At 49.9% G+C, this 21,477-nt stretch carries 17 protein-coding genes; 1 reads left to right on the top strand and 16 read right to left on the bottom strand.

Annotation, left to right across the window (positions count from 1 at the left end; translation table 11 throughout):
- Positions 1-7: 7 nt before the first annotated feature.
- The 12 genes from EP25_RS0101470 to EP25_RS0101410 form a co-directional block, all read right to left on the bottom strand.
- Positions 8-1,198, bottom strand: coding sequence for an ATP phosphoribosyltransferase regulatory subunit (locus EP25_RS0101470; protein WP_031432269.1), 1,191 nt, complete (start codon positions 1,196-1,198; stop codon positions 8-10).
- Positions 1,199-1,284: 86 nt separating this feature from the next.
- A complete protein-coding gene (gene hflC, locus EP25_RS0101465; RefSeq protein ID WP_031432268.1) occupies positions 1,285-2,142 on the bottom strand; it encodes a protease modulator HflC in 858 nt (285 codons plus the stop codon).
- Between the two features lies 1 nt (position 2,143).
- Positions 2,144-3,331, bottom strand: coding sequence for an FtsH protease activity modulator HflK (hflK, locus tag EP25_RS0101460; RefSeq protein WP_031432267.1), 1,188 nt, complete (start codon positions 3,329-3,331; stop codon positions 2,144-2,146).
- Between the two features lie 165 nt (positions 3,332-3,496).
- Positions 3,497-4,762, bottom strand: a complete 1,266-nt coding sequence (gene hflX, locus EP25_RS0101450) for a ribosome rescue GTPase HflX (RefSeq protein WP_031432266.1) — start codon at positions 4,760-4,762, stop codon at positions 3,497-3,499.
- Positions 4,763-4,788: 26 nt separating this feature from the next.
- Positions 4,789-5,028, bottom strand: coding sequence for an RNA chaperone Hfq (gene hfq / locus EP25_RS0101445; protein WP_031432265.1), 240 nt, complete (start codon positions 5,026-5,028; stop codon positions 4,789-4,791).
- A gap of 127 nt (positions 5,029-5,155) precedes the next feature.
- On the bottom strand, positions 5,156-6,085 hold the full coding sequence (miaA, locus tag EP25_RS0101440) for a tRNA (adenosine(37)-N6)-dimethylallyltransferase MiaA (protein ID WP_031432264.1): 930 nt from the start codon (positions 6,083-6,085) through the stop codon (positions 5,156-5,158).
- A 1-nt stretch (position 6,086) separates the two neighbouring features.
- Positions 6,087-7,895: a DNA mismatch repair endonuclease MutL gene (mutL, locus tag EP25_RS0101435; protein ID WP_031432263.1), complete on the bottom strand. Its 1,809-nt coding sequence runs from the start codon at positions 7,893-7,895 to the stop codon at positions 6,087-6,089.
- Between the two features lie 111 nt (positions 7,896-8,006).
- A complete protein-coding gene (locus EP25_RS0101430; protein ID WP_031432262.1) occupies positions 8,007-9,347 on the bottom strand; it encodes an N-acetylmuramoyl-L-alanine amidase in 1,341 nt (446 codons plus the stop codon).
- Positions 9,348-9,380: 33 nt separating this feature from the next.
- The gene (gene tsaE, locus EP25_RS0101425; protein ID WP_031432261.1) at positions 9,381-9,851 is read right to left on the bottom strand and encodes a tRNA (adenosine(37)-N6)-threonylcarbamoyltransferase complex ATPase subunit type 1 TsaE; all 471 of its coding nucleotides are present in this window, start codon (positions 9,849-9,851) and stop codon (positions 9,381-9,383) included.
- On the bottom strand, positions 9,851-11,317 hold the full coding sequence (locus EP25_RS0101420) for a bifunctional ADP-dependent NAD(P)H-hydrate dehydratase/NAD(P)H-hydrate epimerase (RefSeq protein ID WP_031432260.1): 1,467 nt from the start codon (positions 11,315-11,317) through the stop codon (positions 9,851-9,853). The genes tsaE and EP25_RS0101420 overlap by 1 nt, the downstream gene beginning before the upstream one ends.
- A 215-nt stretch (positions 11,318-11,532) precedes the next feature.
- On the bottom strand, positions 11,533-16,365 hold the full coding sequence (locus tag EP25_RS0101415; RefSeq protein ID WP_031432259.1) for an NAD-glutamate dehydrogenase: 4,833 nt from the start codon (positions 16,363-16,365) through the stop codon (positions 11,533-11,535).
- Between the two features lie 75 nt (positions 16,366-16,440).
- Entirely contained in the window at positions 16,441-17,571 is a 1,131-nt protein-coding gene (locus tag EP25_RS0101410; RefSeq protein ID WP_031432258.1) for a methyltransferase, read from the bottom strand.
- A 107-nt stretch (positions 17,572-17,678) separates the two neighbouring features.
- On the opposite strand from EP25_RS0101410, the gene ylqF reads away from it, so the two are divergent.
- The gene (ylqF, locus tag EP25_RS0101405; protein ID WP_031432257.1) at positions 17,679-18,599 is read left to right on the top strand and encodes a ribosome biogenesis GTPase YlqF; all 921 of its coding nucleotides are present in this window, start codon (positions 17,679-17,681) and stop codon (positions 18,597-18,599) included.
- A gap of 307 nt (positions 18,600-18,906) precedes the next feature.
- Here the strand turns inward: ylqF and truD are convergent, their stop codons facing one another.
- From truD to ftsB, 4 genes are read right to left on the bottom strand one after another with little or no spacing between them, the layout of a single operon-like run.
- A complete protein-coding gene (gene truD, locus EP25_RS0101400) occupies positions 18,907-19,974 on the bottom strand; it encodes a tRNA pseudouridine(13) synthase TruD (RefSeq protein WP_051906318.1) in 1,068 nt (355 codons plus the stop codon).
- 3 nt (positions 19,975-19,977) lie between these two features.
- Positions 19,978-20,451 (bottom strand): 2-C-methyl-D-erythritol 2,4-cyclodiphosphate synthase, encoded by a 474-nt coding sequence (gene ispF, locus EP25_RS0101395; protein ID WP_031432255.1) that lies wholly within the window; start codon positions 20,449-20,451, stop codon positions 19,978-19,980.
- On the bottom strand, positions 20,448-21,140 hold the full coding sequence (ispD, locus tag EP25_RS0101390) for a 2-C-methyl-D-erythritol 4-phosphate cytidylyltransferase (protein ID WP_031432254.1): 693 nt from the start codon (positions 21,138-21,140) through the stop codon (positions 20,448-20,450). The genes ispF and ispD overlap by 4 nt, the downstream gene beginning before the upstream one ends.
- Positions 21,137-21,406 (bottom strand): cell division protein FtsB, encoded by a 270-nt coding sequence (ftsB, locus tag EP25_RS0101385; RefSeq protein ID WP_031432253.1) that lies wholly within the window; start codon positions 21,404-21,406, stop codon positions 21,137-21,139. The genes ispD and ftsB overlap by 4 nt, the downstream gene beginning before the upstream one ends.
- Between the last annotated feature and the right edge of the window lie 71 nt (positions 21,407-21,477).

The following is a 21,477-nucleotide window of genomic DNA, read 5'->3' as shown; positions in this document are numbered from 1 at the left end:
TCCAACTTTAGACCAAGGGCTTAACAACCCAACTTTGATTTTGCTTTTCCAACATAGCGGTACAACCCAAGTCTGAAGCTGAACCTGCTTGACCCGGCAATTGCTGAATCACGATCTTGCCCTGCGCGCGCAAATCCCTGATCTTCTCCGACAGATCTGCCTCTTCCATATAGGGCGCAAAAACAATCTCCCTCGTCGACGTTTCATTCGTTTCCATCGACAATGCCGCCAATGTTTTTAAATCGGCGCTAAAACCGGTCGCCGCACGAGCCCTGCCAAAAAACCGACCAATATTATCATATCGGCCGCCCCTGGCAATTTCTTTGCCCACCCCGGGAATGAAGGCGGCGAAGACAATACCGGTATGGTAGTGATATCCGCGCAACTCGGACAAATCGAAATGCACCGGTAATTCCGGGAATTGCACCGCCAATTGTTCGGCGATCTTCCGTAAATCCTGCAATGCTTGGCTAATGGCGACATCACTATTCTTGAACAGGTCGGCGGCCTTGTCGAACACTTCCCGCCCTCCATTCAATTTTGCCATCGCCATGAAAAGCTGCTTCACATCTCCATTTAAGTCATATTCGGCCAGCAACTCATTGAGCTCAGGAATGGCTTTGCGTTGCAGCACATCGAACAACGCCCCTTCCTGTTCCTTGTTCAAGCCGGCTTGCCTGGACAATCCCCGGAAGATACCGACATGGCCAAGGTCCAGATGGACATTCTGTATGCCGGACATAGCCAACATTTCCAGCATCAACCGAATGACCTCCAGATCGCTTTCCAGGCCCTGGTGACCGTATAGTTCCGCGCCGATCTGCATAGGGCTGCGTGATTTTTCCAAATTATCGCTCAAGGTATGCAAAATGGTGCCGGCATAGCACAGGCGGGTCGGCCAATCATGTTGCAACTGATGTACGGCGATTCTGGCCACCTGCGGCGTCATATCGGCCCGCACGCCCAACAGTTTGCCGCTGACTTGGTCGGTCAGCTTAAAGGTTTGCAATTCCAGGTCATGACCGGAACCGGTCAACAACGAATCCAAAAAATCCACCATCGGCGGAATGACCAGTTCGTACCCCCAACAGGTAAACACATCCAGCAGTTTTCTACGCAGCTGCTCTAAATATCTGGCATTTTCCGGTAATACTTCCTCGATTCCCTCGGGTAATAGCCAGGAGTCTTTTTTTTGCATTTTTGTATGTCTCTCTCGTGCAAAACGCCCCATAAAATGGAGCGTTTCGATCACTACGTCAAGAATGGCGGAGCCATTCCACAAGATTATTTTTGATTTTTGAAATATTTGAAGAAATCCGAATCCGGTTCAAGCACCAGCATGTCACTGGACTTTTTAAACGTCTGCTTGTAAGCATTCATGCTGCGATAAAAAGCAAAAAACTCGGCATCTTCTCCATAAGCCTTGGCGTAGATTTCGGCTGCCTTGGCATCGCCCTCACCACGCATGATTTCGGCATCCCGATAGGCATTACCCAGAATGATTTCGCGCTGCTTATCGGCATCCGCCCTTATACGTTCGGCCGCCTCGGCCCCTTGCGAACGGAACTCACGCGCCACTCTTTCCCTTTCCGCTTCCATCCGGCGAAAAACCGAGGAACTGACATCTTGCGGCAAATCAATGCGTTTAACCTGCACATCGATGATATCGATACCATAATTTTTTGCCACAGGCGAGACATTGGCGATCAGCGTTTCGCTGATTATTTGCCGGTCGGTCGATACCAATTGTTTGATCTCGCGCTTACCAAATTCACTACGGCTGGCGTCCTTGACGATTTGATCGAGACGAATATTCGCCTGATTAATATCGCCTGCCACCGACGTGTAAAAAGTTTTCACGTCGCCGATGCGCCATTTGACGAAAGTATCCACGATCACGTTTTTCTTTTCCGCGGTCAGGAAACGCTCGGGCTTGGAATCCATCGTCAAAATACGCGCATCAAATTTTTTGACGTTATTGATAAACGGAATCTTGGTATGCAGTCCGGGCTTGAAATCCGTTTCGACAATCTCACCCAAGCGAAACTTGATCGCACGTTCGGTTTCTTTCACGGTAAATAACGACATGGACAACAGAATGATCAGTAACCCCGCCGTCACTAAGATTTTATTAATCCCCATGTTAGCGCCCCCTCACATCACGACCTCGAGACGAGGTTCTCAGGTTATTGTTAACAATGCGCGTCTGTTGTGGCGTTAATGTAACCGGCGCTTGAGCTTCGGCCGCCTCGCTTGTTCCTGTCTGTTGCTTGGTCATTTTATCCAAAGGTAAATAAAACAAATTATTGCCGCCTTTCACATCGACCATGACAGTCGCCGTATTAGTAAGAACCTCTTCCATCGATTCTAAATAGAGACGTTCCCTAGTCACTTTGGGAGCTCTTTTGTATTCCTTCAGCAATTGACTAAAGCGGCTTGCCTCACCACTCGCCTGCGCAATCAGTCTTTCCTTGTAGGCCTCGGCTTCCTGGGTCAGTCTCGAAGCCGCACCGCGCGCTTTGGGAACCACATCATTGGAATAAGCTTCGGCTTCATTGATCAGCCTTTGCTTGTCTTCTCTTGCCTTGATCGCGTCTTCGAATGCACCCTGAACCTGTTCGGGTGGCTGGGCATCCTGCAGGTTAACGCTAGTGATTAGCACGCCTGCTTTATAAGAATCCATAACCGTCTGAATTTCTTGCTTAATCTGGGATACCACCTCGCTACGCCCTTCGGTCAAGACAAAGTCCATATTGTTGTTTCCCACAACGCCACGCTCGACGCTTTCCGTTACCTGTTTCAGGGTTGCAGCCGGATTCAACACATTGAAAGCATAATCCTTGGCATCTTTGACTTGATACTGAACGGCAAGACGCACATCGACAATGTTTTCATCCTTAGTCAACATCAAGGCTTCGCGGGGTACGGAACCCATCCCCTGACGCCCACCGGAACGATAGCCGACTTCGATGAATCGTTGCTGTTCAACGTTAATGATTTGAACTTGCTCGATTGGTACGGGAATGTGCCAGTTCAAACCTGCCTGGGTAGTATCGGTGTATGCGCCAAAACGGGTCACGACGCCACGAGTTCCCTCATCGACGATGTAAAATCCGCTCAACCCCCATAACACCAAGGCGCCGACGAGCAAAAAGCCAAAGCTCTTCAGCGAAGAGCCGCCACCGGATCCGCCTCCCGTTCCGCCACCAAATATACCGCCTAATTTTTCTTGTAAAGAACGAATCGCTTCATCAAGATCCGGCGGACCATTCTTGTCGTTACGACCGCTCCAGGGATCTTTATTATCGCCACCGGGCTCATTCCAGGACATATTAAATGCTCCAATTGGATTTTTTACTGAATTTCAAAATTTGCTCTCCTTATCGTTTCGATTTTATTACCCATCCTGGTAACAAAACGGGCAACTGCCCAAAAAGCTTATTTTATCGCAAATCAGTGCTCCACATTTCATTTCACCAAGAAATTTTCCATAAAATCAGTTAATTTCTTCGATTCGGACGTTTTTTAATAACCCTAAATGCTTTTTATCGATTTCCACAGCCAATTCCCAACCGCCGTGCTCGTTAGCTTTTTCGCTAAGAATACGGGCATATCCGAATAGTTTGGCTCTAATTGCCGCTTGTTCCGGCAATAGAAAGCATTTTCTTCTCACTCGACTGCTGGCAAAAATTTTACTCAGCGCCTGATCCAACAGCTCACTACCGGCCCCGGTATGCGCCGACATCCAAACTCTGACCGGCTTACCTTGTTCATCATAATCGACATGTGGCTCGACATTCTCAAGCAAATCGATTTTATTAAAGATTTGTAGCTGATGTATCTCACCCGCACCGATATCTTGCAATACTTGATTGACGTGAAAAATCGTTTCGTCACGGTCCTCGGCATTGGCATCGATCACATGCAGCAGCAGATCGGCTTCGCTTGCCTCTTGTAAGGTCGACTTAAAGGCCGCCACCAATTCATGCGGCAAATGACGAATAAAACCTACCGTATCGGCCAACACCAATTCCGCCCCATTGCCGACGGTGTAGTGGCGCAAGGTCGGATCCAGTGTTGCAAACAATTGATTAGCCGCATAAATATCCGCCTTCGTCAACGCATTGAACAGAGTCGACTTGCCGGCATTAGTGTAACCGACAAGCGATACCGACGGAACTTCCGCCTTTTTACGTTTACTGCGTCCCTGATGCCTTTGTTTTTCCACCCTTTCCAAACGGCGTTGTATCTGCTTAATGCGCATCCCCAATAATCGCCGGTCGGTTTCCAATTGGGTTTCACCCGGACCGCGCAGGCCAATACCGCCCTTTTGTCTTTCCAAGTGGGTCCAGCCTCTAACCAAACGGGTGGATAAATGTTTTAACTGGGCTAATTCAACCTGCAATTTCCCTTCGAAGGTTTTTGCGCGTTGGGCAAAAATATCCAAAATCAGCCCATTCCTGTCAACCACTCTGGTTCCCAGCGCATTTTCCAGATTTCTTTCCTGACTGGGCGTTAGCGGATGGTTCACCAGTACGATATCGGCGTCATGGGTTTCAATTTCCGCCTTTAGCTCATCCACTTTTCCAGAACCGATAAAAAACTTGGGATCGGGGCGATAACGGCGGCCGGTTAATATATGAACAGGTTCTGCGCCAGCGGATTTGGCAAGCTCTTGCAGTTCTAAGAGATCTTCCTGTCCTGCGTGTAAATTCAAATGAACGAGAATAGCCCGTTCACCGGCATCAGGACGCTCAAACAAGCAAAGACTCCTTGCGATAACTTTTATTAATCTTCAACGCTGTCGCTTTCCCTTCCCATCTTGAACGGTTTCCCCGGCACAATGGTTGATATAGCATGCTTATAAACCATCTGGTTGACAGTATTTTTCAACATAATGACATACTGATCGAACGAATCGATCCGTCCCTGCAATTTGATGCCGTTGACCAGGAATATAGAAACAGGCGTATGCTCTTTTCTAAGGGTATTTAAAAAATTATCCTGCAGATTTTGACTTTTTGACATCCAATTTCTCCTTATTATTTTCAGCCTGTGGATACATTAACAGAGTATAAATAAATTCGACAATTTTTCTAACTCAAAACTGATTGTTGGGACAATTCATTCTTTTTCAAGTTCACAACCACAATTTTTATACTCGGATCCATTGCAAGGCCTTGGCCAACAAGTCAGGATCACCGCTCACCAGTTTTTTAGCATCTTGCTCCCTACGCAACCAGGTAAATTGCCTTTTTGCCAACTGCCGGGTCGCCACTATCGCTTTTTCAGTCATCGCCGCAAAATCCAACTCGCCGCACAAATAGGACCAAACTTGCCGATACCCCACGGCGCGAACAGACGGCATCGACTCGTTCAAATCACCGCGCCGAAACAAGATTTCGACTTCTTCGACCAAGCCCTGCCGCAACATCGCGAGAAAACGCTCGGCGATCATTTCATGCAGAATTTTGCGATCTTCAGGCGCGATAATCAGCTTAATCGGACGATAAGGAATCGACCGCCCGGCCTGAGCAAAAAAACTGCTGATTGGTTTACCACTGATTGCAAAAACTTCAAGTGCGCGTTGAATTCTTTGCGGATCATTGGGATGAATCCGAGCCGCCGCTTCGGGATCGACCTGCCGCAAACGCCGGTGCATCGCTTCCTTGCCTATATTGGCCAGTTGCAAATCCAATTGTTTGCGAATTTCAGGATCCGCCGGCGGCAATTCGGCCAAACCATGCAATAACGCATTGAAATAAAGCATCGTACCCCCCGCCAACAGTGGAATTTTACCACGCCTGGTAATATCGACCATCAATTCCAGCGCGCTGGCGCGAAACTGGCCGGTAGAAAAGGTTTCGGCGGGATCGAGAATATCGATTAGGTGATGCACAATGCCGCCGCGCTCTGCCAGGCTCGGTTTGGCAGTACCGATATCCATACCCCGGTAAACCAAAGCAGAATCGACACTGATTATTTCCGCATTGAAGTGCTGTGCGAGCTGCACAGCCAAGGCCGTTTTGCCCGAAGCGGTCGGCCCCATTAAAAAAATGGCTGGAGGTAAATCGGGGCTATTCATATTATTGCCCGCGCATGAAAAATTTATCCAAATCGGCATGGCTTAATTCCACCCACGTCGGACGGCCATGATTGCATTGGCCAATGCGCTCGGTTTGCTCCATTTCCCGCAACAACGCATTCATCTCGTCGATCGTCAATTTTCTGCGCGCCCTGACTGAACCGTGGCAAGCCATGGTGGCGAGAATTTCGTTGGACTTTTCCAGCACCCTGCGGCTCATACCATTAGCAATGAGGTCGGCCAGAATATCGCGGATCAGTCCATCCATATCCGCTTTAGCCAAAATCGCCGGGGTTGAACGCAATATCAGAGTTTCGGGGCCGGAACGGCTTAATTCGAAACCGAGAGACAGAAAAAAATTGCCTTCTCGTTCGGCCAAATCGGCTTCCGCCATACTCACGGGTATTTTCAATGGCAGCAGCAATGGCTGGGCCGGCACATTCCCCTGATGATATTGCTTTTTTAATCGTTCGTAGGTCACCCGTTCATGAGCGGCATGGGCATCGACTAAAATGACGCCGTTACGCGTTTCGGACAGGATATATATATTATGGACATGGGCGACCGCAAACCCCAAGGGCGGAATCGGCCGCTCTTCGTTTTCAGCTACTGCCCGTTGTTCCTTCTCTTTAATTTCATCTTGCGGATACAACGAGGCATAGGCCTTGATTTCTTCCTCGACCGTCATTGGCAGAGAGGATTGCCGGGGTGCTGTTGGAGCGCTGCCGGCATAATGGAAAGATGGTTTCCGCTCCTCCTGCTCGAGTGCTTCGAATGCTGCTACCTTCGACACTGAGGCTTGAGACTGCGGTCGCTGCTCCGCTAAGGAACGATGCAAGGCGCTGAACAGAAAATCATGCACCAGGCGCCCCTCGCGGAAACGTACTTCGAGTTTAGCGGGATGAGCATTCACGTCGACCAGTTTTGGATCGAGGGTCAGATACAGTACGAAAACCGGGTGCCTGCCGTGATACATAACGTCCTGATAAGCCTGTTTGACGGCATGAGCAACCAACCTATCCTTGATCAAGCGTCCATTGACATAGAAAAATTGCATATCCTGTTGGCTGCGGGAAAAAGTTGGCCTGCCAACCCAGCCCGCCAATTGCAATCCTGAGGATGCGTAATCGATTCTGACGGCATTTTCAATAAATGCGGAACCGCATATTCCGGCAATACGTTTTTCTTTCTCCGCTTCGGTCACAGCCGGCTTACAGTTCAATATCTCGCGCTGATTATGGGTCAGAAGGAAACCGATATCGAAGCGGCTCAGCGCCATTTTTTTGATTAAATTTTCGATATGGGAAAATTCCGTTTTTTCACTTTTCAGAAATTTACGCCGTGCCGGCGTGTTGTAGAACAAATCGCGCACTTCAACGGTTGTGCCGTAAGGATGAGGATCGGGCTGCGGATCAAAATCCTTTTCCGTCCCGTCGGCTGCGACTTTCCAGGCGCATTCCGCCTGCTCGGTTCTGGAAATCAAATTCAAGCGGGCAACCGAGCTAATGCTGGGCAACGCTTCGCCGCGAAAGCCCATGCTGCCTACCTGCTCCAAATCCTTAAGACTGGCGATCTTACTGGTGGCATGGCGGGACAATGCCAACGGCAAATCATCCTTGAAAATACCGCACCCATCGTCACGAACGCGAATCAAACGACAGCCGCCCTGCTCGATATCGATGTGGATTTGCTTGGCGCCGGCATCAAAACAGTTCTCCACCAACTCCTTGACCACCGAAGCCGGTCTTTCGACCACTTCGCCCGCCGCGATCTGATTGATTAATTGAGTGGGTAAAGCGTGTATTCGCATGGAACAGCCCGACAAAAAGGCTGTATTTTACTGGACAGTCCGATATGTGAAAACAGGTATGGCGATTATATCGCTAAAACCTCGCCTATTCGGTAAACCAGGCTTGCCAGATCAGCCGCTATCCGCCGGTATCATCAAGACTTGACCGACCCGAATTGTATTGTCGGCCAGGGAATTAGCGGCCTTGATAGCCCGCATACTGACGCCATACTGTTGCGCGATTCCCGACAACGTATCGCCGCGGCTGATCACATGCCTCGCTTGTCTAGTCGAATTTAACGCCATCAATGTATCCGGCGGCGCATACTCTCTGAAGTATTCTAGAATTCCATGAAAAATGGCTCTGGCCATTTTGTATTGATGGGCGCCACTACGAAGTTTGCGCTCCTCATGAGGATTGGAAATAAATGCCGTTTCCACCAGGATGGAAGGAATATCGGGTGATTTAAGCACCATGAAGCCGGCTTTTTGCACCGTATTCTTGTGTAAAGCACCGATATGCTTGAAATTACCCAGCACCTTGGCGGCGACTTTGCGGCTAGCTTCCTTCGTTGCCGTTTGCGACAAATCCAGCAACACTGACGCTAACATTTCATCTTTATCATCCAGGCTAACGCCGCCGGCCAGTTCCAGATCGGCGGAGTTTTCGTGATATGCCAACCAACGTGCCGCCTCGCTGGAAGCCCCACGCCTGGACAGCGTGAACACCGAAGCACCTTTAACCCGCGAACTTTTAAAAGCATCGGCGTGAATCGAAACAAACAGATCGGCCCTCGCTTCGCGGGCGATATCCATGCGCTTACGCAATTTTAGGTAATAATCGCCTTTGCGCACCATCACGGCCTTCATGCCCGGCTGTTTATTGATCATCGCCGCCAGTTTTTGCGCTATCGCAAAAACGACCTTCTTCTCCTGCGTTCCCCTGGGGCCATGCGCACCGGGATCTTCCCCGCCATGACCTGCATCGACAGCCACGATGATGTCTCGACCTTTATTTTCAACCGTTTTAACGGCCGCGCTTTTTTGAGTCGTCGAACTTGCCTTGGCCGCGCCCTGCTTCGGAAATAAATCCACCACGAGACGATTGCCATACTGATGGCTCGGGCGTAACGTAAAACTTTTTGTTGCAACGTCTGTTTTTAAATCGAGAACGACCCTCAAATCCTTGCCATGCCGAACCGCGCTGCGCACCTTGGAAAAGAGCGGATGATTGCCGGGGGGTTGCCGAAACGGCCGGTTCAAGGAAGCATTATTGATGTCAATGACCAAGCGGGCAGGATTGTCCAGCGGAAAAATACTGTGCGAGGGCACCTTGGAAACATCGAATACCAAGCGCGTATGGTCTGGTGCCGTCCAAAAACGTAATGAATCGACCTTTATCTGCTCCGCACCGACAGTCACCGACATAGCCAGTAACAAAGACAGAACAAAAATTTTCCGAAATCGGGGCATAGCGCTATAACCAGAACAATATTTTTGTTTAAATTATAGCAGTATGTCTTTGTTTTTCCAGTTTAGAATTATCTTTTTTTGCAACCGTTCGGGCAACACCTTGATAATTATCTCCCTACCGGCATTTGTTGCCCGTAAATCCAGATCAATTTCTGCGCACGGCAAGAAACCCTCCCCCATTTCCGGCCATTCGATAAAACACAGGGCCTGTTGCGCCAGGTAATCCTGAATCCCGATCCACTCCAATTCTTCAGGATCCCGCAAACGGTACAAATCGAAATGAAAAATTTGCCTACTCCCCAGCCGGTATTCCTCAACTAAAGTATAGGTTGGGCTTTTAACCGCCCCTTGATGGCCGGCCGCACGCAACACACCCCGAACCAGCGTGGTCTTACCCGCCCCTAAATCGCCATGTAGAAAGATCAGACACTTTTCCGGCAATGCGTGCCAGAGTTCCGCGCCCATTAATTCCGTTTCCTCGGCCGTCTGCAAATAAAGTCTCATCAATTCAACAATGTTCTGATAAAGGGCAATAAATCGCTGGCCAACAAGCCACGCTCGCCGTCGATCGCCGCCAAGTCGGCCGCCTCGCCATGGATATGCACGGCCAAACGCGTTGCCGTAGATAAATCCAACTGCTGCCCGAGTAAACCGCCGATTATCCCGGAAAGCACATCCCCCATTCCTCCGGAGGCCATGCCCGGATTACCGGTAGTGGACACATAAATATCCTGTTCGTCCTTAACCAAGCTACCCGCTCCTTTCAGCAAGGCAACACCGCCATACCGCTGCTGTAATTGACTCACAGCGGTGAACCGATCGGACGCAACCTGCCCGGTGCTCGATTGCAACAAACGTGCAGCCTCGCCGGGATGGGGGGTAATGACCCAGTTGTCTTTATGTTGGGGAATCTTTGCCAATAGATTTAACGCATCGGCATCCACCACACAGCAATGCCCGGAATCACTGACTTTGGCAAACATGGACTGCCCCCATTGCTGCTGCCCCAAACCGGGACCAATGACGACGACATCGGCTCGCGCCAATAACGCATTCAGCTGATCGCCGCTCTCGACCCCGTGGCTCATGATTTCCGGGCGGCCACTATTGATGAACGAACTGTGGGCGGCGCGGGTCGCCACACTGACCAAGCCGGCGCCGCTTCTCAGAGCCGCTTCCGCGGCCAACCTAATGGCCCCGCTAAAACCATAATCCCCCCCGACCAACAAAACGCGACCGTTATGCCCTTTATGCGCGCAACGATGGCGGCGCGGCAGCTTTGTTTTAAGCAATAACCGTGCGCTGGGATTGAACATCGCGGAGACTTCGTCCGGTACGGCCAAATCGGCAAACACCACGTCACCGCAATATTCGGCTGCTTCTCCAGTAAAAAGCCCTTGCTTCAAACCGATAAACGTCACGGTGCAAAGCGCTTTTACCGCATCATTGACGACTTGCCCGCTATCGGCGTGCAATCCCGAGGGAATATCCACGGCAATAACTGGATGGTTTGAATCGTTGATCATCTCGATTGCTGCGGCAAACTCCCCCGCCACCGGCCGTGCCGGGTCCAGCCCTGTGCCTAACAACGCATCGACAATCACACAAGGCTCCGACAAAACCTTCGATTGAAATGGCATTATCCGGCCTCCCGCCTGACGGAATTCATGGCAAGCGGTCAAGGCGTCGCCTCGCAGACGCTCGGGATCCACCAGAGAAATCACGGAAACTCGATAACCGGCCGCCAAAGCCAACTTGGCGACCACATAACCATCTCCGCCATTATTGCCCCCTCCGCAAAAAACCAGCAGGCTATGAAGTGAAGGCCAACGCAATCGAATTTGTTCGAATACGGCGGAACCCGCCTTACTCATCAATTGAAACCCCGGGATGCCTAGTTCCTCGATGGCAATACGGTCCATCTCCCGAACCTGTAACGCGGTATAGAGTTTATCGGGAAAATTGGGCATAGATTGAACGGGTTGGGAAATTTACGACGCGAAAAAAGGAGTTAAATTTACCATGAATTGGCTGATTCATGGGCTCATTTAATAAAAAAAGGCAGACTCATGATGAATCTGCCTAAAGAATATCTTTCAAAGAGGAGTATGTCAGAATTGCCAGTTAAGGACTCAATGACACACGCAAATTGTAGTTAATCCGTATATTTGCATCTTGACCTATGTCAATTAATGACCACTTTCCGCGAACAACCCGCTATATCCTGCAATTCTTTCAGTAATACCGTTACTTTTTCCAGTTCTATGGCCGTATCGGATTTAACCATCACCAGCAGTTTCCGGTATCTATCGATCTCCACTTCATAAGCGGCAAACCAGTTTTTAAGTTTTTCGTTGATATTGCCATCGGAAAGCTGCAACACGGACAAAGATAAAGCACACGACACCCCATTGAACTCTTCCCGACTGGTGCGCCGTGCCAATGCTTGCCAAACCGTTTTTTCCGGCAGCTTATTGATTTGTTCCCGCAACCATAAAAGCTCCAGCGATTCCATCAAGGCGAAAAAGACCTGCGCGCACTCCTGCAATGAATGATTGCTGTTTTTGCTCAACCAAATAACATCCAAACACAAATACATCATATCCATCGTCGCGATATTAAGCGCCAATCCCGCTGGAACACCTTGTTGTATTAAGCGGTCGACGCTTTCGTCGATTCGCCTATTCGAGGATTCCGGAATCACTTCCACCAAGAAGCTCTTCAGTTGCGCGATACCATTCAAATATGACACGGCATCCTGTTCGTTCTTCAACAGATCATCGCTACTGAGAAACCAATGCATTGCTCTCTCCACCAGTTTCCGCAAATAGTCGTACAGCAACTCGACCACATCGCCGGCCAGATGAATATGCAAATGTTCGATTTCCGACCATAGTTGATCCACGGTAAAAATACGGCACACTCGCTTATACGTCGTAACGGTAGCGCTAATGGTGTAACCGGTTTCATCCATGACCCGAAATGGAAAAACGATTCCCATGCGGTTAACCAGCGCATTGACCAAACAATTGGCAACGATTTCATGGGCCAGATAATGTTTTTGAATTTGTTGAAGATATTTTTGCCGTAATATTTTCGGAAAATACCCCTCCAATTCCTGCTTGACCAAGACCGGATCCAATTGCGCCAATTCCGTTAACAACAGTTGTTTTAAAAATTGTTTGCTATAGGCCATTATCACACTGATTTCCGGCCGGTACAACCCTTTGCCCCGGCTTTGCCGCTCCTGCAATACATCGTTGACCGGAATCGCTTCGAGATTGCGGATCAAATGACCGTTATTTTCTAAAATCTCAATCAACCATTGCATGCTCTGCAAATCATTCGCCGAAGTCCGTTCAATCATACTGATTGCCCGATTCTGCATTGCATTATTGACTAAGACTAATTCGGCCACCGCATCGGTCATGCTTTCGAGTAATTGATTGCGTTGCTTGACCGTCAAATCTCCCTGGGCAACCAAACTATCGAGAAAAATCTTGATATTGACTTCATGATCGGAACAATCCACACCGGCGGAATTGTCGATCGAATCGGTATTGATGATACCGCCCTTGCGCGCGTATTCGATGCGTCCAGCCTGGGTAAAACCGAGATTACCGCCTTCGGCAACGGCCCGACAGCGTAACTCCTTGCCGTTGACCCTGACCGCGTCGTTGGCCCGGTCGCCGACAGAAAGATTACTCTCTCGTTCCGCCTTGACATAGGTGCCGATTCCACCATTCCATAACAAATCGACAGGCGCGCACAATAAACATTTTATTAATTCATTGGGCGCGATATGATCGTGTCTGATATTCAACGTTTCTTTGATCCGGGGACTCAATTGAATGGCTTTCAACTGCCGGGAAAACACACCGCCGCCCTTTGAAATCAATGTATTATCGTAATCAGACCAGGCCGAACCGGCTATCGCGAATAATCTTTTTCGTTCCTGATAACTGACTTCGGGGTCGGGGTCGGGGTCGAGAAAAATATGTTCATGATCGAACGAAGCGATTAATTTTATCTTGTTTGACAACAACATCCCATTGCCGAACACATCGCCCATCATGCCGCCAATGCCGACGACCGTGAACGGTTGTTTCAAATAATTGATTCCTAATCGATTGAAATGATGCTTGACCGACTCCCAAGCGCCGCGCGCGGTAATGCCCATCCTCTTGTGGTCGTAACCGTAGGAGCCGCCCGAGGCAAAGGCATCCCCCAGCCAAAAGCCATAAGCCAACGACAAGTCGTTGGCATAATCGGAAAATTTGGCCGTCCCTTTGTCCGCGGCGACCACCAGATAAGTATCGTCGCCATCATAACAATTGACTTTCTCGGGCTTGACCACCTGGCCTTTTTGCAGATTGTCGGTTAAATCAAGCAAACCCTTGATTAAAATTCGATAACACTGGACTACTTCTTGCTGACGTTCACCGGCAGTCAATAACTTGTTGAGATTTTTGACGATGAAACCGCCCTTGGCGCCGGTTGGAACGATTACGGCGTTTTTGGTCATTTGCGCCTTCATCAAGCCCAACACTTCGGTACGGAAATCTTCGCGCCGGTCCGACCAGCGCAGTCCGCCCCGGGCCACGGGACCACCTCGAAGATGAATACCCTCGATCCTCGGGGAATAAACGAAAATCTCGAAATAGGGTATCGGCTTAGGGATGTCGCTGATCGACTTGGAATCCAATTTAATGGCGAAATAGGGAACACCCCGCTCATCTTTCGGTTCCCGGAAATAATTCGTTCGTACCGCGGCCTGAATCAAATTAAGAAAACGGCGCAAAATACGGTCTTCGTCGAGCGAACTGACCTTGTCGATCGCCTGTTCTATCGCCGTAATCAAGTCGGAGTGGTTATTTTCGCCTGGCTGCAATGACGGGTCGAAACGTTGATCGAATAAATGCACCAGCAGCCTTACCACTTCCGGATTATTGGCCAATGTGGTTTCGACATAAGCTTGGCTGAAGGCAATGCCTATCTGGCGTAAATATAAATAAAAAGCACGGAAAATATTGACCTGGCGCCAATCGATACCAGCCTTGATAATCAGTTGGTTGAAACCGTCATTTTCGATGTTGCCAAACCAGCATTGCTCGAACGCTTCCTGAAAGCGTGGTTTCAGATTTTCCAAATTAAAACTGCCGGTTTCGTCTTCCATCAGCAAACCGAAATCATGCATCCATAATTCGTCGGCACATCCTTTGCGGCTGATCGCATAAGGCCTTTCGTCGCTGACCTTGACCCCCATATTTTCCAACATCGGCAGACTGCGCGACAACGAAGCCTGCCCCTTGCTGAACAATTTGAATCGCAGGGTTTTGTTTCTCGCCGCGGTCAAAGGACTATACAACAACGATTCCGCCGAGACGCCGTTTGCCAACAAATATTCGAATCGTTCGATATCCAGCACCGCCGTGCGACTCGAGTTATCTTCCCGATAAGCCGCGCTGAAACTGTCTTGATAATGGCTGAACAAGGCATTCGCTTTGGCTTCGCCATGATAATTCAACAATTCGCTGCGCAATTCGTCCTGCCATTCGGTCAAAGCCTCGATGATTTTCTGTTCGATATCCCTGACGTCGTAATCGATGCAACAGCCGATGTCGGTTCGAATGATGAAATGTATTCGGGCCAGGATGGATTCCGACAATTGCACGCTGAAATCCACATTCTGTGCGGAAAAGGTTTCCATTAGAATTTGCTGGATTTTCCGCCTCGACTCGGTGTGGTAGCGTTCGCGAGGCACAAACACCAACAACGATATGAAATGTCCATACACATCATGACGGGCAAATACCCGCACTCTTTGCCGTTCCTGCAACTGGATGACTGCGGAAACACATTGGAAAAGCGTTTCCTGGTCCGCCTGAAAGATTTCGTCCCTGGGTAATGATTGCAAAATAAAGGACAAAGACCGGGCCCGATGTGAGCTTTTGCGGAAGGCAAAACGCTCCGCCACATAACGAATCTTGTCCCTGACCAGCGGAATGTTTCTCAATTCGGTCAAATAGGCGCTGGAACTATACAAGCCCAGAAACCTTTTTTCCCCGTTCAATCTACCGTCGGCATCGTATTGTTTGATACCGATATAGTCCATGAATACCGGCCGATGGACAGTCGAGCGGGAAGTCGCCTTGGTCAGCAACAAAGGATCCGCGTTATCGATACCGGTAAAAGCATCGACCGTCATCAGCGTTTGCGCGGTTTCCGGTATTTTGGCGATACTGTCCCGCAATATGCCCAGGCCGCTATCGGCAATGGGTACAAACCCCATTTTATCTTGCTGCCGCACCAATTCGTATTCCCGATAACCGAGAAAAACAAAGTGGTCGTCATGCAGCCATTGTAAAAATGCGCAATAGTCAGCCTGAGGTTGGTTAACAACCTCGGCCCTGCCAAGTTCGGCGATCACCTGGCGCATTTTTTCCAGGCAGGCTTGCCAATCCTGCGTTGCCGCACGCACGTCGGTCAAGACATCCTGGAGACGCCGCTTAAGAAAATCCAACTGAGCCTGATCGGTTTGCCGGTCGATTTCCAAATGCAACAAACATTCTGGCGTTGCAGCTTGATCCGTCTCTGCGGCAAAATCAAGCAGTTCCGCTTGCTCGCCCCTGAACACGTTAAAAACCGGATGAATCACCAGATGGTTGGTCAACCCCTGTTGGTTGATTTCCATGCTGATGGACTGCAATAGAAACGGCATGTCCTCGATGACAATTTCGACAATGGTATGCCGCGATTGCCAACCGTTGGCTTCCAAAGTAGGGTTGTAAACCCTGACTTTTTGCGTGCCCGGTCGATATTGTAGCGCCAGATTCCAATGCGACATGACGGCCCCGTATAAATCCGCCACCGCAATATGCTCCAGGTCGTCGAAAGGCACCAACGCATAATAGTGTCGACTGAAGGCGATTAAGGTTTCCGCCAACTTTCCTTCCAGTTTCCCCCCGATATAGCGATATAAATGACTGAGAACCTTTTCGCTGACATTATTTTCCATGCAACTCACCCGTCTATTGTTTATCGACACTATAGCCGTGCCGACAAGGAATTGCCAGCCCGACACCCCGGCCCGTCATTTGACGGCCGATAAAATGACAAACTTTTTATTGGAAGCGACCAACTCGTAACGACCGAACAATTTTTTCAAACTCGTATGGTAGGCCAGATGCCGGTTACCGACGACCCGTAACTCACCCCCCGGGCGCAACACCCGCCAGGATTGTTTGAACATTTGCCAGGCGATATGATCGCCTATGGCGTGCTGTTGATGAAAAGGGGGATTGCAAACAATACAATCCGCCGATTGGGCTGCAACACCCTTAAGGCAATCGGTTGTGATAAACTCGGCTCGACGCTTGCCGGTGAATGCTCTGGTAAAGTTTTCCTCGGCTGACGCCACCGCCATGAACGATTCGTCAATAAAGCGCAACCGCGCCTGCGAATGCTTTCGCGCCAGCATTAATCCAACGACTCCGTTGCCGCAACCCAAATCGATGAAATCGCGGTATTGCGAATGATCCGGCAAATGTTGCAACAGAAAACGCGTGCCGATATCGAGACTTTCGCGGGAGAAAACATTGGCGTGGTTACAAATCATCAGATCGGTATTTTCCAATCGATAATAAACCGGATATGGATTTTGCGGGAGATCAACGTCCGCGGATGGCCTTACATGCAGCAACCTCGCCTTTTTTTTCGCCAAGGACGTCGTCACCGGTCCCAACAAACGCTCGAACAGCGCCCAGACCGATGAGGGTAAATTTTTAATCATGCCTGCCGCGATCAAAAGCGAGCGATCGTGCAACCAAGGGCGCAGCAGAATCAATTGATATTCCAGCAACGCCAAGGTCTTGGGGATTTTAACCAACAGATAATCGACAGGCTGTCGCGGTTGTTGCAGGCTGGTCAACAATGCTGCCTGATCGCTGCAGATATCATTAGCCTCTAAATTGATGCGGGTGGCCTGTTGCGACAGCCAGGAATCAGATATTGCCGTGGGCCGGTAGGCGTTCAACGCCACGGCCAAGGCACCGAAACTGTCATTTAACACCACAATTCGTGCATCTTCAGCCATGTTCAACGCATCCGATTCCTGTAACAAATATTCATCGGCCGCATCCCATGCCCGCAAATTATCCTTAGATAATAGTGGCAAGCGTTGCAGGGTGAATTCGCCCTGTGGAACCCGCAGCACAGTTTCCATTGAATCTCCTAATATCGATCAAGATGCCATTTTATCAAAATGGCCAACGATACAGGGATTGCTAAATTACGCTAAAATAAACCGTTTTTTAATTCCTATCAGAGATCATGCAGATTCAGTGGTACCCTGGTCACATGCACAAGGCCAACCAGGAAATCAAACAAACCCTGCCCCAGATCGATTTGATTATCGAAGTACTGGATGCGCGCATCCCCTTCAGTAGCCAAAATCCAATGTTGTCGACACTACGTGGCGATAAACCCTGCATTCGGGTACTGAATAAAAATGACCTCGCCGACCCCGAGCGAACCAAGGAATGGCAAGACTATTTGGAACGGGAACACGGCGTCAAAACGCTGGCCGTCACGACCCATCAGCCTGATAAGGTCAAACAGATTATCGAATTGTGCGGCAAAATGCTGCCCAGCAAAAGTGCCGCTCATAAAGTCATCCATACCATGATCGTGGGCATCCCCAATGTCGGAAAATCCACCATCATCAACATCCTGGTCGGCCGAGTAATTGCGAAAACCGGCAACGAACCGGCCGTCACCAAACGCCAACAGCGTATCAACCTGCCTGGCAATATCGTCTTGTCCGACACACCGGGCGTACTGTGGCCTAATGTCGAAAACAAACATAGCGGTTATCGCCTGGCCGCCACCGGAGCGATCAAGGATACCGCGATAAGCCATGACGATGTCGCGTTTTACACCGCCGAATATCTTTTGGAGAACTATTCCCGATTACTATTGGATCGTTTTCAACTGGAACGATTGCCGACTTCTGAAATCGAGTTAATGGAAATGATCGGCAAAAAACGCGGCTGTCTGCGCGCCGGCAAACAGGTCGATCTGGATAAAACGGCGAAAATCTTGCTGACGGAATTAAGGAGCGGTGCCTTGGGCCGCATCACACTGGAAACCCCGGCCATGATGGCAGCGGAGTTGATCGAACTGGCGGCGATACGCGAACGTAAAGCGGCAAAAAAAGCCGCGCGTAAGCGCAAGTGGAAAGAGAAAAATTGATTGATTGGAAAATGAACACAATTTCGCCACCATCAATAACATCGAATCAATAATTTTTGAATCCAACATTAACTATTACTCAAAAATAGCCTATAATCGATTTAACTTACGCCATTCATTAGTTGACAGAAAGGAGGGAAAAGTGACTTTGCTTGAGTATTTACTGAGTTACCTCGTCATCTGTATCTTGACCACCTTTTTGTTTACCCGCATCCTGGTCTTGACCAAGCCGTTGCCGGACCGAAGAAAATACGATCGACGCAAGCATCAGCGCCCGGGTCATATTGACAGAAGAGCATCCTATCGCCTAAGAGATCGCTTTGCCGTTCAACAAAGTTTGCTCAATCACAATCATTTCTCTCAATAATGCCGTGGCGTAGCTACCTGCCGACAAGCTGAATTCGACTTCCAATTCATCAGGGCTTGAGTAACGCCACTGCAGCTGTCCGGGAAAGGCGCGAAACGCCCTTCTATCAAGCTTTAAATCGAATTGACTCAATAACTCGGTTAATTCCGGAAACTGCCCGGTAATCTCTTTTTCGATCACACCTGCCCGGCCATGCTCTTTATGCTCCCCTTTTCCCCACAATATACCGGTCGGATTGATATCGCCGTCCTGCATCCGTTTACGCAATCCAAGGTCATCAATATCATCCACCCAAAACTGGCTTTGACTATGGCGCAATTGACAACAGTCCCCTTCCAGCAACCGGTTCCAATTATCTTGACGGACTCTTTCCGCCAATATCGAATTGAACAAATACGAGCGAATCGCCGATAAATAAAGACTACGCTGCTCCCGTTTAAGCCGTTTTCCATCGGCCAACGCCAACGCTTTGTTGACATTCTGGCCGTTACGGCCGAAGCGCTGTTCGGCAAAATAGTTCGGGAAGCCGTTCTTGCCGATCTGTTCCAACCGTCGTAGCGTTTCGACTCGGTCACCCCGCCAGTTTCTGATCCGAATTCGAAAATGATTGGCCGCGATAACGCCGCGTTTTAGTTTTCGGGCATGCCTGACGGTTTTTAGTATTTTTATCGTTGCGGTTTCGGCCTGGGACCAATCCGGTTCCTCCATGCCCGGCAACCAAAGGCTAAACCATTGCCGGGTACGCGCATGGCGGTCTTTCAAGCCGGCGAAACCGACATCCCGTTGCCTGATGCCGGCACAACGGGCCAATACACGGGCGGCGTATTCGGTGTTTTCGCCGACTTTCTCGACCCACAAGAAAACATGCTCGCCGCTCCCTTCCGGAATAAAAGGCAGGGTTTCCTTCACGATGAAGTCATCCGCAGAGGCTTTAATAATGCCGGTACCGACCGGCCCTCCCCACGCATAAGGCCATTCCGGAATAGAAATGTCGCGTCGTTCCTGCAAACGTTATTTCTCGATCAATACCACGGCCTGCACGGCAATGCCTTCCTTGCGGCCTTCGAAACCCAATTTTTCGGTCGTCGTTGCCTTGACGTTGATGCAATCGATATCGCTATGCAAATCGTCGGCGATGTTTCGGCACATCGCCGGAATATGCGGCGCCATTTTCGGGGCCTGGGCGATAATGGTGATGTCGGCATTGACCAGCCGATAACCTTTTTCCCGCACAATGCCGTAAACATGGCGCAACAGCACGCGGCTGTCCGCCCCCTTGAAGTCCGGATCGGTATCGGGAAAATGTTTGCCGATATCACCCAATGCCGCGGCGCCCAACAAGGCATCGCTCAACGCGTGCAAGACGACATCGCCGTCGGAATGGGCCTCCAGGCCTTTTTCATAATCAATTTTGACACCGCCAAGAATGACATCGCCGCTTTCCTTAAAGCGGTGTACATCGTAACCTTGTCCCACTCTGATCATTGTTGCTCCATATAGAATTGCGCCAGCGCCAAGTCTTCCGGACGCGTAATTTTAATGTTATCGGGCCGACCTTCGACGATTTTCGGCCGGTAGCCTTGCATCTCCAATGCACTCGATTCATCGGTTACCGCCGCATTGCCTTCCGCCTCCTGCAATGCATCACGCAACATGCCGTAACGAAACATTTGCGGCGTCAACGCGCGCCAAACATGGCTACGATCGATCGTTGCGCTGATAGTGCCGGCATCGACCCGTTTCAACGTATCATGGGACGACAACGCCAAAATTCCTCCGATGTCATCCTCTTGCAGGGTATCGATCAAATGATGAATATCGCCGCTCGTCAAGCAGGGCCGGGCGGCATCATGGACCAACACCCAATCCTCTTCCGCCGCCCGCTCTTGCAAAGCCTTCAGCGCGGACAATACCGAATCGGCACGTTCCTTGCCGCCCGGCGCGGTGATAACCTGGGGGTGACCGGAGATTTTCAATTCCGGCCAGTAGGGGTCTTCCCGGGAAATAGCAACGGCCACGGCCGTAAATGCCTCGGACTCTAGCAACCGGGAAAGCGTTTGTTCGATAACTGTGGTCCCGGCCAACGCTAAATATTGCTTGGGCCTGTCAGCCTGCATGCGTTTGCCGACGCCGGCAGCCGGTACGACAGCCCAGATATTGTTCGTTCGACTCATTCGATGACTTGAAAAAAAGTTTCGTTTTCCTTGACCATGCCCAACTCGTAACGGGCGCGCTCCTCGATCGCCTCATCGCCTTTGCGTAAGTCCAACACTTCGGCGTAAAGGGCATCGTTCCGCTCTTTTTTCTCCTGAGCGGTTTTCTTCAACCGGTCTAGGCGCTGCTGATAGTCCCGGATCTGAAAAATGCTGGCGTCCCCCCACCACAATCGATATTGCAGGTGAACGATCAGCAAAATAATAATGGCGATGAGAATTTTAATGCGCATGCCCTCATCATGAGTAGGTTGGGTTAGGCGAAAGCCGTAACCCAACAACATTAACAATGCTCGGG

It is taken from the genome of Methylomarinum vadi (assembly GCF_000733935.1).
GTDB lineage: Bacteria > Pseudomonadota > Gammaproteobacteria > Methylococcales > Methylomonadaceae > Methylomarinum > Methylomarinum vadi.
The sequence above is the reverse complement of the archived record's forward strand: the minus strand, read 5'-3'. Positions and strand labels throughout refer to the sequence as shown.